Origin of the sequence: Paractinoplanes lichenicola (assembly GCF_016785085.1) — a bacterium.
Lineage (GTDB): Bacteria > Actinomycetota > Actinomycetes > Mycobacteriales > Micromonosporaceae > Actinoplanes > Actinoplanes lichenicola.
This window is the reverse complement of record NZ_JAENHO010000006.1, coordinates 392,097-404,560: the sequence shown is the minus strand read 5'-3', so window position 1 is coordinate 404,560 and position 12,464 is coordinate 392,097. Positions and strand designations below refer to the sequence as shown.

Below are 12,464 nucleotides of genomic sequence, written 5' to 3'. Positions count from 1 at the left end.
TTGATCGCTTCAAGTTTCGCCTTCACCTTTGAAGACGCTTCGAGCCGGCCGATCCGCTTACGACCGCGGCTGACTTTTCCGGCGAGACGCCGAACGCCTCGCGCAGATGGGGGAGCAGGGCGGCCAGCGCGGGGCTGACTCGCGGGCGCCAGGTCAGGGCGAGCAGGGCGGGGATCCGTACGGGCTCGATGGGAATGGTCTTGAGCTGCGGGAACCCGGCCGCCATGGACTCGCTCAGCACGCCCAGGCCGAGACCCCGCGACGCCAGCTCGGCCACCGCACCCGGCGCCGACGCCACCAGCACCACGTTCGGGAACAGGCCGGCGGCCAGGCACGACTCGTCGAGAACGGTGCGAATGCCGGTGCCCTCGGGCAACGTGACCAGCGGATGAGCGGCGAGATCGGGCAGCGAGATGCGGTCGAGCCGGGCCACCTCGGAGCCCACGGGCGCCATCGCGGCCAGCCCCTCGCGCACGATGACCTGCGACTCCAGGTGTTCCGGGGGCTCGCCGGCCACTCCGACCAGGGCGACGTCCACTGTGCTCACCCGCACGCCTGCCACGAGCCGGTCGGAATTGTCCTCGATCAGGTCGAGCTCGATCGCCGGATGCTCCCGGCTGAAGGCGGCCAGCGCGGCGAAGAGCGGCTTCACCTCGCAACCCGTCACCATCCCGACCGTGAGCTGCCCCCGCACGAGCCCCCGCACCTCGTCCACCACCTGCCGCATGCCTGCGGCGGCCTCCAGGGCGGCTTTCGCGTACGGCAGGGCGGCGGCACCCGTCTCGGTGAGGCGTGCCGTGCGGCCCGAGCGGTCGAAGAGCGGCGCTCCGATCTCGTGCTCCAGCGCCTTGACCTGCGAGCTCACGCCCGACTGGCTGATCCGGACGCGCTCGGCGGCGCGGGTGAAGTTGGCCTCCTCGGCGACGGTGACGAAGTACTCCAGCTGGCGCAATTCCATAACTCGCAATTCTAGTTCCCATAAGAACTATGCGTTGGACTTGTGAATCCGGCCGGAGCAGGGTGGAGCCATGACCGAACGCGAGAAGGCCCACCGTCCCGAAGACCTGACCCGCCTCTTCGTCGAGCGTGCGAACGCCAAAGACGCCGAGGGGCTGGCGCTGCTCTATGAGGAAGACGCCGTGATGGCCTATCCGCCGGGCCGGCAGACCGTCGGCCGTGCCGCGATCCAGCAGCTCTGGGCGGAGGCGTTGCCGCACATGCCGTCCTTCACGCCGGAGGAGCCGCTGCCGACCTTGATCAGCGGTGACCTGGCCCTGACGTCGACGCCGCCGAGCGACGGCGCCGGCGCCCGGGCCCAGGTCGTGCGTCGGCAGCCCGACGGCACGTGGTTGCGCGTGCTCGACCAGCCCGAGTTCGTCAGCCCGGCCGGTGACGGGTGAGCGCCGCGCTCACAGCGAGAGCGGCTGACCGGGATAGATCCGGTGCGGGCTGGGGAGCTTGTCGCGATTGAGGCGGTGCAGGGCGCGCCAGCCCCCGGGGAATTTCGTCCGCTGCGCGATCAGCGCGAGGGTGTCCCCGGCCCGCACGATGTAGACGCGCTTCGTCGGGCGGGCTGTGGTGGCCGCTGCTTGAGCTGTGGGCGGGGTTCCGGTGGCGACGCTCTGGGCCGTGGCGTCGTCCGTGGCTCGGGTCGCGGCGGCTTGGGCGGCACGGGCTTCGGCGGCGCGCTTTGCGGCCGCGGCGGCTCGGGCCTCGGCCAGCTGGGCTCGATATTGCTTGGTCGACGAGGCTCGGCGGCCGCACGTGGGCCAGGCGCCCAGGCCCTGGCCGTCGCGCACGCGTTCGGCGATCGCGATCTGCTCGGCCCGGCTGGCCTGGTCGGCGGTGCCGGCGAACCGCGATCCGCCGTAGGCACGCCAGGTGCTGCGGCTGAACTGCAGACCGCCGTAATAGCCGTTGCCCGTGTTGATGTCCCAGTCGCCGCCCGACTCGCATTCGGCGATGGCGTCCCAGTTGACGTCGGCCGTGGGTGCGGGTGCGGCGACGGCCGGGGTGGTGGCCTTCGGCCCGATCAGGGAGGTGATGCTGGTGATGCCCGCCGCGGCGAGAACAAGCGCGGCGCGGGCAGGGTGACAGACTCGTGCCATGACAGTGGACCCTCCACGCCTTCGAGGTCAGCTGTCGGGTTCGGGCTGAGGTGCCCGGCCGCGTGGTGGCGGCTTCACCCCGAGGCGCGCGGACGCGCCGAGGAACGTGGGTCCCCCGCTCCATGCCGTTGATGATTGTCCCGTCGGGCGGCGGCAGGACTCGGCGTTCCGCCCGCGGTGTCCGCGATGCGCGGACGGGGCCGGTTCCGAGGCCGCGAAGGGGCCCGTCACCAGCCGGTTCGGTAGAGGAACAAGCGGCTTGAGACTAAACCGCCCGAGCAGTTCGTGGAGCGCTGATGCAGAATCCAGAACCATGACCGATCGAGCCAGGGATCACGATATCGTCGTTTACGGCGCCACCGGGTTTGTCGGCGCGGTGACCGCTCGCTACCTCGCCGAGCACGCGCCGGAGGGCACGCGTCTGGCCCTGGCCGGGCGGTCCGAGTCACGCCTCGCGGCCGTCCGCGACAAACTCGGCGTCGACTGGCCGATCCTGGTGGCCGACGCCGCCGACCATGAGGCGCTGGCCCGTCTGGCCGCGTCGACCCGGGTCGTGCTGACGACCGTGGGGCCCTATCTGAAGTTCGGCAAGGCGCTGGCCCAGGCGTGCGCCGAGGCCGGCACCGACTACGCCGACCTGACCGGCGAGGTGATCTTCGCGCGGCACAGCATCGACGCCAACCACGAGACGGCCGCGCGCACGGGCGCCCGGATCGTGCATTCGTGCGGCTTCGACTCGATCCCCTCCGACCTCGGCGTGCACGTGCTCGCGCAGCAGGTCGCGGCCGACGGGGCCGGGGAGCTGACCGACACCACCATGGTCGTGACCAGCATGCGCGGCGGGGTCAGCGGCGGCACGATCGACTCGATGCGTCAGCAGCTCGACGCGGTCAAGAACGATCGCCGTCTGCGCCGGCTGGCCGCGAGCCCCTATTCGCTCAGCCCCGACCGCGCCGGCGAGCCCGACCTGGGCCGGCAGGGCGACGTCGCCACCGTGCGCGGCGCCGAGGTGCATCCCACGCTGCGGGGCACGCTCGCGCCGTTCTTCATGGCGTCCTACAACACCCGGGTCGTCCGGCGCAGCAACGCCCTGCACAACTGGCGATACGGGCGGCGCTTCCGCTATCGCGAGCTGATGAGCGTCGGGGCGTCACCGCTCTCGCCGCTCGTGGCGAACGGGGTCAAAATCGGGTTCGGCGCCCTGGTCGCGGGCATGATGCTGCCGCCGACCCGGTTCGTTCTCGACCGCCTGCTCCCCAAGCCGGGCAGCGGTCCCAGCGAGCGTGCGCAGCGCGACGGCCACTTCACGATGGATTTCTTCACCACGACGACAACCGGCGCCCGCTACACGGCCCGCTTCCGTGCCAAGGGCGACCCCGGCTACGCCGCCACCGCCATCATGCTCGGCGAATCGGCACTGGCCCTGATCCACAACCGCGACGCGCTCCCCGCCTCGCCGGGCGGCGTGCTGACCCCGGCCACCGCCCTGGGCGACGCCCTGGTCACCCGCCTGCGGGCCGCGGGAGTGGAGATCACGGCCCGCCGCCTCTGACCACCGCACCCAGCGCCTCTAACCAGCGCGCCCGACGCCTCTGGCCAGCGCGCCCGACGCCTCTGGCCAGCGCGCCCGACGCCACTGACCACCGCACCTAACGCCACTGGGTCTCCGCCCTTAGCCTCCACCGCCCGTCCCTTCGCCGCCCCCGGCCCGCCGCGCGCCACCTCTCCCTCGCCTAGCTGGCTCTCGCCTGTCGCTGGGGGAGCGTGTCAGAGGGTGGCGGCGCGGGTGGTGAGGGCCAGGGCTATGCCGGTCAGGTGTTCGGCGAGGTGGTCGGGGTCGCCGTCCATGTCGTGGGAGATCCAGTCGATGATCACCTCGCTGAGCCCCGAGACCAGGGCCAGGAGCGTACGGTCGTAGCCGATCTGGTCCTCGGGTTTGCCCACTGCACGCCGCAGCATCGCCGCGACGAACTGGGCGTCCTCGCGCAGCACGCCGCGCCGGCGGGTCTCCATGCGGGGAGCGTTCACGTAGATCACGCGGGCGCTCTCCGGGTTGTCCCTCAGCATCCCGACCAGCGTGTGCAGAGCCGGCCGGAACAGCTCTTCCAGCGAGGCCGGACGCTCGGGGATCGCCGCAGCGACGCCACGCAGCAACCACTCGTTCTGGTCGCGGTTCACCCTGATCAGGAGGTCAGGACGATCCTCGAAATGCTCGTAAAAATACCTTTTGGACACTTTGGCGTCGGCGCAGATGTCGGCGACGGTGACATCGTCGTAGTCACGCGTGCCGAACAGGTGCACCGCCGACATCATGATCCGCGCGCGCCGCTCGTTGGACCGCTGCTCGCGAGATCTGCCGGCGTAAGTTTCGCCGCGCCGGGTCGTCGTGGTTTGTTCCTCCACAGGGTCAACGTTACGACTTCGCCGATCAACCCACCCGTCAACCCTCCACATTGGGCAAGGTGGACGACCAAGATCCGTGCATCATCCCGCGAATGCGCCGTCGGCGATAGCGGCTATCCGACGTTGGCGGCATGACCAATCACTCATCGGCTTCATATCCTGCGCTACTGGCCGCAACCGGTCCTTACGGGCAGGATTCAATCATGGCCGCCAGCCGTCTGCCCTATCCGCTCACACTGACGGGGGACGGCATCACCCTGCGCGAATGGCGCTCCGAGGACCTCGACGACCTGGTCCGCATGTTCGACGAGCCCGAGATCGCCCGCTGGTCGCCGATGCCGTCGCCGTTCGACGTCGAGGCCGGCATCGCGTATCTGAAGCGCTGTTATCAAAATCGCGTCGGCGGCCGGCGCATCCAGCTCGCGATCACCGCCGACGGCTCGCGCCCCCTCGGCGAGGTCACGCTCTTCGGCCTCGACCTGGGGCGCAAGGAGGCCGAGCTCGGCTATCTGGTCGATGCGGGCGAGCGCCGGCGCGGGCTCGCGTCGGGCGCGTTGTCACTTCTTTCCGCGTACGCACAGGGCAGTCTCCACCTGAGCCGTCTGCTGCTGCGCATCGATCCCGGCAACGTCGGCAGCACGGCCGTGGCCCGGCGCTGCGGCTATCGGCTCACCGGCGAGCCGCCGATCCTGCAGGAGGGGCCGCACGGATCGAGCCGCCTGGAGACGTGGGAGCTGGTCGAACGGCAGCCCGACACCCGTCGCGACCGGCTGAAAAATGTCGCAGCCCGGCGGTACGGTCGTCGCACCTAGCTTCCTCAGGGGGTGCCGTGGTCAACGTCGATCGTGCGCAAGCAATGGCCTACCGGGTCACCGCGTTGGGGCTGGCCGAGCGAAGTTCCGCCCGGCCCGCCGACCTGCCCGTGCTCGATCTCGGCGTGCAGGAATACACACCCGGCTCGGCCCAGGTCGCGCTGGCCGCGCGCACGGGCGCTGACCTCGCCGACCGGCGGCTGATCACTGTCTGGGCCGCGCGCGGGGCGCCTCACCTGCATCGTCGCGCCGATCTGGCCGCGCTGGTCAAACAGTTGTGGCCGATCAGCGACGCCGACGCGTCCGCCCGCATCAAGAGCAGCCAGATCCCCGACGGCATGAAGCTCGGTCTCGAGGCCTTCCGGGTCACCGCCGCGGCGTTCCGCGAGGTCGTGCGGGAGCCGATGCCCCGCGGCGAGGTGAGCACCGAGGTCAGTAAGCGCGTGCCGAAGGCCCTGACCTACGAGTGCCGCAGTTGCGAGGCCCGGCACATCGCCGGCAACGTCTGGCAGCATTCCGGGCTGGCCGGCGGCGTCGAGGTGCAGTCCCGTGGCCGCGACGCGATGCTCGGCCCGCTGGCCAAGGCGCCCCCGATCCCCGCCGAGAACGCCGGAATCGACGAGCTGATCCTGACTTACCTGCGGTTTCTCGGGCCGGCCGGTCCGCTCGAGGTCGGCAAATATCTGGGCAGCTCGACCGCCGAGATGAAATCCGTCTGGCCCGCGGAACGGCTGACACCGGTCACCGTGGAGGGGCGCAAGGCGTGGCTGCCGACCGAGGCGATCGAGGAGTTGACGTCCGCGTCGAGCCCCGGTGGCGTCCGGTTCGTCCCGCCGATGGATCCGCTGCTCCAGGCGCGTGACCGCGACGTGCTGGTGCCCGGCCGCGAGCGGCAGAAGGAAGTCTGGCGCATTCTGGGCAATCCGGGAGCCCTGCTCGTCGACGGCGAGGTGGCGGGTGTGTGGCGGGCCAAGATGTCCGGCAAACGCGTCAACCTGACCGTGACGTCGTTCGGCTCGTTGCCGGCCGCCCGCCGCAAACAGATCGAGGAAGAGTCCGCCGAGGTCGCGCGGGCTCGCGGGGTGCCCGAGGCCGCGGTCGCCTTCGAGTGAGTTCCACTCTTTGAGACGGCTCAGCGCTTTCCGGGCCGGTGGGAACGCTCGCGATCCCGGCCGCTGGGCCGTGCTGAATTCTGGAGGTATCCGAAAGGCAACACGTGAGTAACAATGGCATTGATCGGAGTGCGTGCCGTTCGATGGGGTGTGGCCGCGACCCGACCGGAGGTGGCGACATGTTGAGCAGGGAAGACAGCCGACGGCTGGCGCAGCTGGAGCGTCAGTTGAGGCGTGATGACCCGGAGTTCTGCGCCCGCATGACCAGCGGCCGCCTCGAACCGCCCCGCCCCAAACGTCCGTCTTTGTCGCTGATTCTGACCGCCGTGGTCATCTGGACCGCCGCCGTCATCCTCGGCGTGCTCGGCTGGTGGGTCGCCGCCGCGGCTGCCGCCTTCTTCGCCACCCTGGTGATCGCCGCGGCCCTGCTGCGCCGCCCGCCGGGTCGCCCCCGCCGCATCACCCCCGACCAGCTCCCGCCGGAGCACTGACTCCGCTTCGAGCAGGAGTCGCCTCACCTGGCTCGACCGCGCCCGCCTCGCTCGATCGTGTTCGCCTGGCTCGATCGCGCCGCCCATCCGCCTTCTCTCGGCGCGCCCATCACACTTTGGACATTTACGATTTGTCGCCCCGAGCAACATGGGCCAAGCGGTGCGCGCGGCCTGCGGTCTGCGGCGAGTGCGGCTCATCGTGGGTCGGTGCGACGGGTGCCGTGCGGTGCGGCGGGGTGCTGGGCAACGGGATGCGGTGCGGTGCGGCGGGATGCGGTGCGGTGCGACGGGGTGCGGTGCGACGGGGTGCCGGGCGGCGTGGTGCGGTGCGAGCCGTGCGACGGGGTGCGGTGGGTCGTGCGGCGCGGTCGGCGACGGTTCGATGAACGGTAGGACGAAGGCCATCAGAAGGCGAAGGGGCGGCGCCGGGTGGTAGTGGCGCCGCCCCTCCTGGTGGGCTGAGGCCGAGGATGCCCTCCGTCGCGGGCGCGACTTCGGCGGCGCTCAGACCCTGGTCGGGCTGGTCGGGTGGCCGAGTTGGCCGGGTGATCGAGTTGGTTAGGTGCCGGGCTGGCCGGGTGCTGGGTTGGCAGCATGACGGGGCTTGCGGGCTTGCGGGCTTGCGGGCTGCGGGGCTGGCCGGGCGTCCATTGCCTGGGTGGCTGGGGTGGCCGGCTTACGGGGTGGAGTGTGCCTGGGTGGGGACTCGGCGGGAGCGGAAGACCCAGAGCCGGAGCATGAGGAAACGGACCGCGGTGGCCAGCAGGTTGGCCAGGATGAGGACGGCCAGTTCGACCGGCTTGGCGGGGGCCGAGTGCAGGGCGTCCAGCAGGGCCAGGGCGCCGCTTGTCAGGCCCAGGCCCACGGCGAAGACGATCAGGCCTTGGGCCTGCTGCCGCCAAGCGCCCTCGTTTCCTCGTACGTTGAAGGTCAGTCGGCGGTTGGCGGCCGTGTTGGCGATGGCTGTGGCCAGCAGGGCCAGCAGGTTGGCCGGCTGCGGACCCATTCCCAGGCGGAGCAGGGCGTACAGGCCCAGATAGGCCAGGGTGCTCGCCACTCCCACGGCGGCGAAGCGGATCAGCTGACCGGTCAGCCCGGCCGGCACCCCGGCCACCGGCAGTGGGTTGCGGCCGAGTTGTTCGCGCAGCGTGGCCAGCGGGAGGCGGCCCGCGCCGAAGGCACGCATGAGGCGGACGATGCCGCGCAGGTCGGCCATCGCCGTCGGGACGATGTCGACCCGGCTGTCGGGGTCGTCGACCCAGTCGACGGGCACCTCGTGGATGCGCAGGCCCGCGCGTTCGGCCAGCACCAGCATCTCGGTGTCGAAGAACCAGCCCGTGTCCTCGACCATCGGCAGCAGCCGGGCGGCGACGTCGGACCGGATCGCCTTGAAGCCGCATTGCGCGTCGGTGAAGCGGGCGGCCAGGGTGCCGCGCAGGAGCAGGTTGTAGCCACGCGAGATGAACTCCCGCTTGGCGCCCCGCACCACCCGGGAACCGCGGGCCAGCCGGGAGCCGATCGCCAGGTCGGAGTGGCCGCTGATCAGCGGGGCGACCAGCGGCAGCAGCGCGCCCAGGTCGGTCGACAAGTCGACGTCCATATAGGCCATGACGGCCGCGTCGGAGTGCGTCCACACCTGCTTCAGTGCGCGGCCGCGGCCCTTCTCCGGCAGGTGCGCCCATTCGACCTCGGCCAGCTCGCCGGCCAGCCGGTGCGCCACGTCCGCCGTCGAGTCGGTGCTCGCGTTGTCGGCGATCGTGATGCGGAAGCGGTACGGGAAGTACGCCCCGAGATAGCCGTGCAGCCGTCGCACGCACGGCTCGAGGTCGATCTCCTCGTTGTAGACCGGAACGACCACGTCGAGCACCGGGGCATCGAGACGAGTCGGGGCCGCGGTGGGTGCGGGCTGCGTCGAAAGGCTCATGAGACCACGATGATCCCGTCGGCTGAGCGCGATTTATGGCGATCCTGTGCCCCCACTGTGAACCCGTGCGTGGCTGCGAGAGCACCAAAAGAACGGCCAGTTCCCCGTACGGGAAACCGGCCGTTCTTTGATTGACGGGGTCAGGCCGTCGTCTGGGTCAGGTCGTAGACGGTGGTGTTGCCGACAGTCTGGGCCGTGAAGTTCTCCGACACCCAGGACGCGATCTCCGAGCTGGCGCTGCTGCCGCTCGACCCGCGGCCGCCGAAGCCGCCGCCCCCGATGAAGTAGTGGATCTTGCCCTCGGCCACGTATTGCTGGAACTGGGCCAGGGTGGGGGACGGGTCGCTGCCGTTGAAGCCGCCGACCGCCATCACCGGGTTGCCGGTGGCCAGCTGGTAGCCCGACGCGTTCTGCGAGCCGACCGCGGCCGCGATCCAGGTGTACTGGTCGGCGTTCGCCTCGAGCAGGGCTTTCATCTCGTCGCTGACCGTGGCCGCGTCGAGCAGACCGCCCATGCCGCCACCGCGCATCCCGCCGCCGTTGCCACCGGGGAAACCGCCGCCCTGAGACGTGCCGCCCTGAGACGTCCCACCCTGGGTGCCGCCCTGAGTGCCGCCCTGAGAAGTGCCGCCTTGGGACGTGCCGCCCGGGGAGCCGCCGCCGGGGAAGCCCTGACCGCCGCCGGGGAAGCCTTGACCACCACCCGGGAAGCCTTGACCACCACCCGGGAAGCCCTGTCCGCCGCCGGGGAAGCCGCCGCCGTTGCCGCGCCCGCCGCCACCGCCGCGGAAGCCACCCCGACCGGGCCCGCCGCCGAAGCCGCCCGAGGTAGCCGGCCCCGCCGAGGGAATCGAGCCGGTGTGCGCCTCGGAAGCCGTCTGCACCGCGTACGCCGCGGGCCCGGCCAGCACCGCGGCCAGCGAAACCCCCGCCGCCAGCGCCGCCACCCGGGCCGGCAACCGCAGCGCGCCGAGCAGGGCCGCCGCCCCCACGAGGCCGCCGATCAGCACGACCCAGCGCAGCCAGGGCAGGAAGTCCGGGCTGAGCCCGAGCAGGTGAAACGACCACCAAGCCGTGACCGCCACGGTCGCCGCCAGGGTCACCGCGGCCACCACGTTGCGCCGCCGCTGCCAGAGCAGGGCCACGCCCATGCCGACCACCGCGCCGACCGCGGGCGCCAGCGCCACCGTGTAGTACGCGTGGAAGATCCCCTGCATGAAGCTGAAGACCAGTCCGGTGATCAGCAGCCAGCCGCCCCACAGGATCAGGCCGGCTCGTTGCCGGTCGGTGCGGGCCCGCCGAGCCGTGATCACCAGACCCGCGACCAGCACGATCAGGGCCGCCGGGAGCAGCCACGAGATCTGACCGCCCTGCGAGGAGTCGAACATGCGGGTCAGCCCGGTCGACCCCCACATGCTCCCACCGCCGCCGAAGCCGCCACCGCCGCCGCCGACGCTGCCGGTCTCGTCGCCGTTGAGCCGGCCCAGGCCGTTGTAGCCGAGGGTGAGCTCGAGGATGCTGTTGTTCTGCGAGCCGCCGATGTAGGGCCGCATCGACGCCGGCACCAGTTCGACGATCGCGATGTACCAGCCGGCCGAGACGATCACGGCCAGGCCCGAGAGCAGCAGCTGCCAGATCCGCTTGCCCAGCTTGGGCGGCCCGGCGACCAGGTAGGCGAGCGCGAAGGCGGGCACCACGAGCAGCGCCTGCAGCATCTTGGCCAGGAAGCCGAACCCGACGAAGACCCCGGCCAGCACGATCCACTTCGTGGAGCCGTTCTCGACGGCCCGTACGGTCGCGTAGGCCCCGGCCACCATGAGCAGCACGAGCAGCGCGTCCGGGTTGTTGAACCGGAACATCAGCACCGCGATCGGGGTCAGCGCCAGCACCGCCCCGGCCAGCAGGCCCGCGGCCGGCCCGAACCAGCGCCGCACGGTCGCGAACAGCAGCCCGACGCTGGCCACACCCATCAGCGCCTGCGGCACCAGGATGCTCCACGCGTTGACGCCGAAGATCCGGGCCGACAGGGCCATCACCCACAGCGCGGCCGGCGTCTTGTCGACCGTGATCGAGTTGGCCGCGTCGGAGGAGCCGAAGAAGAACGCCTTCCAGCTCTCCGACCCGGCCTGCACGGCGGCCGAGTAGAACGCGTTGGCCCAGCCGTTCTTGCCGAGGCCCCAGATGTAGAGCACTCCGGTCGCCACGAGCAGCGCGATCAGGGCCGGACGCACCCAGGCCGGATTGGGCGCGGGGGCACGGGGAGGCAGATCCTGCGCCACCGGCGGCGGGACGGGCAACGTCGTGGTCATCGAGGCTCTCCACAGAAAAGCGGATATTTACCTCGACCAGATTCGCCGCCCGCCCTGTCCCGCCGTTATGCCAAGCCTGTGCCCCGGCTGTGAGTTGGAGGCCGCCTCACGAAGCCGAAACAGTGCGCCGCTTGGCCGAAGCCGTGGCCAGGCGCTCCAGCACCTCGACGGTCGGGTCCCAGCCCATGCACGCGTCGGTCACCGACTGGCCGTAGGTCAGCGCGCCGCCCAGCTCCTGGCGCCCGGGCACGAGGAAGCTCTCCAGCATGACGCCGCTGATGCCGTGCTGACCGGCCTCCATCTGCTGCGCCACGTCGTCGGCGACCACCGGCTGGCGCAGGTGATCCTTGCCGCTGTTGCCGTGCGAGCAGTCGATCACCAGTCGCTCGGGAAGACCGGCCTTGCGCAGCAGTTCCAGCGCGTTGGCCACGTCCGCGGCGCTGTAGTTGGGCTTGCCCCCGCCGCCGCGCAGCACCAGGTGGGTGTCCGGGTTGCCGGTCGTGTGCAGGATCGCCGGGGTGCCGGAGTAGTCGATGCCGGGGAAGACGTGCGGCACGGCGGCCGCGTGGATCGCGTCGATGGCGGTGGCGATGCTGCCGTCGGGGCGGTTCTTCATCCCGATCGGCATCGACAGCCCCGACGAGAGCTGCCGGTGCACCTGCGATTCCACCGTACGGGCTCCGATCGCGCCCCAGCTCACGGTGTCCGCGATGTATTGCGGGGTGATCGGGTCGAGGAACTCGACGGCGGTCGGCAGCCCCCGGCCGACGATCTCGAGCAGGAGCCGCCGGGCGATCCGCAGACCGGTGCCGACGTCGCCGGTGCCGTCGAGCGCGGGGTCGTTGATCAGGCCCTTCCACCCGACCGTGGAGCGCGGCTTCTCGAAGTAGACCCGCATGACGATCAGCAGGTCGTCGGAGAAGCGCTCGGTCGCGCCGGCCAGCAGCGAGGCGTACTCGCCGGCGGCGACGGGGTCGTGCACGGAGCACGGGCCGACGACGACGAGCAGCCGCGGATCTCGGCGGTTGAGCACGTCCTCGACCTGGCGGCGGCCCTCCAGCACGGTGTCGTGCAACTCGCTCGTCAGCGGCAGCTCGTGGTGCAGCAGCGCGGGGCTCATCAGCGGGACGACGGCCTCGATGCGCTGGTCACGAACGCGCTGAACCTCGGGGGCAGTCACGGTGGTCTCCACTTCTGCGCCGGCCCCCACCCTGAGAGCCGGCAAACAAAAAGGCAGCGACATCGTGTCGCTGCCCGGGCCGGCTCTGGCGTGGTGTCTCAGACGATGGTCATGGCTGAGGCACC

The 12,464-nt window shown here is 71.0% G+C and carries 11 protein-coding genes and 1 riboswitch; of the genes, 5 read left to right on the top strand and 6 right to left on the bottom strand.

The genetic code is table 11. The features are described from left to right. Positions 1 to 22 precede the first annotated feature (22 nt). Positions 23 to 958: a LysR family transcriptional regulator gene (locus JKJ07_RS23015; RefSeq protein ID WP_202993760.1), complete on the bottom strand. Its 936-nt coding sequence runs from the start codon at positions 956 to 958 to the stop codon at positions 23 to 25. A 70-nt stretch (positions 959 to 1,028) separates the two neighbouring features. Here JKJ07_RS23015 and JKJ07_RS23010 point away from each other — a divergent pair, with 70 nt between their 5' ends. Then, complete coding sequence (locus JKJ07_RS23010; protein WP_202993759.1) at positions 1,029 to 1,400, top strand: YybH family protein; 372 nt, start codon at positions 1,029 to 1,031, stop codon at positions 1,398 to 1,400. A gap of 9 nt (positions 1,401 to 1,409) precedes the next feature. Here the strand turns inward: JKJ07_RS23010 and JKJ07_RS51805 are convergent, their stop codons facing one another. Then, positions 1,410 to 2,108, bottom strand: a complete 699-nt coding sequence (locus JKJ07_RS51805) for a LysM peptidoglycan-binding domain-containing protein (RefSeq protein ID WP_202993758.1) — start codon at positions 2,106 to 2,108, stop codon at positions 1,410 to 1,412. 20 nt (positions 2,109 to 2,128) lie between these two features. Then, a riboswitch (cyclic di-AMP (ydaO/yuaA leader) is annotated at positions 2,129 to 2,245 on the bottom strand. Between the two features lie 176 nt (positions 2,246 to 2,421). Here JKJ07_RS51805 and JKJ07_RS23000 point away from each other — a divergent pair. Then, complete coding sequence (locus tag JKJ07_RS23000) at positions 2,422 to 3,660, top strand: saccharopine dehydrogenase family protein (protein ID WP_202993757.1); 1,239 nt, start codon at positions 2,422 to 2,424, stop codon at positions 3,658 to 3,660. Between the two features lie 215 nt (positions 3,661 to 3,875). Here JKJ07_RS23000 and JKJ07_RS22995 read toward each other — a convergent pair whose 3' ends face one another. Further along, the gene (locus tag JKJ07_RS22995; RefSeq protein WP_307834355.1) at positions 3,876 to 4,511 is read right to left on the bottom strand and encodes a TetR/AcrR family transcriptional regulator; all 636 of its coding nucleotides are present in this window, start codon (positions 4,509 to 4,511) and stop codon (positions 3,876 to 3,878) included. A 203-nt stretch (positions 4,512 to 4,714) separates the two neighbouring features. On the opposite strand from JKJ07_RS22995, the gene JKJ07_RS22990 reads away from it, so the two are divergent. From JKJ07_RS22990 to JKJ07_RS22980, 3 genes are all read left to right on the top strand, one after another. Further along, positions 4,715 to 5,323 carry a GNAT family N-acetyltransferase gene (locus JKJ07_RS22990; RefSeq protein WP_202993755.1) on the top strand — a complete coding sequence of 203 codons (609 nt, stop codon included), beginning with the start codon at positions 4,715 to 4,717 and terminating at the stop codon, positions 5,321 to 5,323. A gap of 17 nt (positions 5,324 to 5,340) precedes the next feature. Beyond that, positions 5,341 to 6,435: a winged helix DNA-binding domain-containing protein gene (locus JKJ07_RS22985; protein WP_307834354.1), complete on the top strand. Its 1,095-nt coding sequence runs from the start codon at positions 5,341 to 5,343 to the stop codon at positions 6,433 to 6,435. A 179-nt stretch (positions 6,436 to 6,614) separates the two neighbouring features. Further along, positions 6,615 to 6,926 carry a DUF3040 domain-containing protein gene (locus JKJ07_RS22980; RefSeq protein WP_202993754.1) on the top strand — a complete coding sequence of 104 codons (312 nt, stop codon included), beginning with the start codon at positions 6,615 to 6,617 and terminating at the stop codon, positions 6,924 to 6,926. A gap of 676 nt (positions 6,927 to 7,602) precedes the next feature. On the opposite strand, the gene JKJ07_RS22975 is transcribed toward JKJ07_RS22980, so the two are convergent. From JKJ07_RS22975 to JKJ07_RS22965, 3 genes are all read right to left on the bottom strand, one after another. Next, entirely contained in the window at positions 7,603 to 8,850 is a 1,248-nt protein-coding gene (locus JKJ07_RS22975; RefSeq protein ID WP_202993753.1) for a bifunctional glycosyltransferase family 2/GtrA family protein, read from the bottom strand. 140 nt (positions 8,851 to 8,990) lie between these two features. Continuing rightward, positions 8,991 to 11,159, bottom strand: a complete 2,169-nt coding sequence (locus JKJ07_RS22970; protein WP_202993752.1) for an ArnT family glycosyltransferase — start codon at positions 11,157 to 11,159, stop codon at positions 8,991 to 8,993. 106 nt (positions 11,160 to 11,265) lie between these two features. Continuing rightward, the gene (locus JKJ07_RS22965) at positions 11,266 to 12,402 is read right to left on the bottom strand and encodes a 3-deoxy-7-phosphoheptulonate synthase (RefSeq protein ID WP_202993751.1); all 1,137 of its coding nucleotides are present in this window, start codon (positions 12,400 to 12,402) and stop codon (positions 11,266 to 11,268) included. Between the last annotated feature and the right edge of the window lie 62 nt (positions 12,403 to 12,464).

Bases quoted from the DNA above. Each gene is read 5' to 3' on its own strand.
- JKJ07_RS23015 (WP_202993760.1), bottom strand. From the start codon at position 958: ATGGAATTGCGCCAGCTGGAGTACTTCGTCACCGTCGCCGAGGAGGCC.
- JKJ07_RS23010 (WP_202993759.1), top strand. From the start codon at position 1,029: ATGACCGAACGCGAGAAGGCCCACCGTCCCGAAGACCTGACCCGCCTC.
- JKJ07_RS51805 (WP_202993758.1), bottom strand. From the start codon at position 2,108: ATGGCACGAGTCTGTCACCCTGCCCGCGCCGCGCTTGTTCTCGCCGCG.
- JKJ07_RS23000 (WP_202993757.1), top strand. From the start codon at position 2,422: ATGACCGATCGAGCCAGGGATCACGATATCGTCGTTTACGGCGCCACC.
- JKJ07_RS22990 (WP_202993755.1), top strand. From the start codon at position 4,715: ATGGCCGCCAGCCGTCTGCCCTATCCGCTCACACTGACGGGGGACGGC.
- JKJ07_RS22980 (WP_202993754.1), top strand. From the start codon at position 6,615: ATGTTGAGCAGGGAAGACAGCCGACGGCTGGCGCAGCTGGAGCGTCAG.
- JKJ07_RS22975 (WP_202993753.1), bottom strand. From the start codon at position 8,850: ATGAGCCTTTCGACGCAGCCCGCACCCACCGCGGCCCCGACTCGTCTC.
- JKJ07_RS22970 (WP_202993752.1), bottom strand. From the start codon at position 11,159: ATGACCACGACGTTGCCCGTCCCGCCGCCGGTGGCGCAGGATCTGCCT.
- JKJ07_RS22965 (WP_202993751.1), bottom strand. From the start codon at position 12,402: ATGTCGCTGCCTTTTTGTTTGCCGGCTCTCAGGGTGGGGGCCGGCGCA.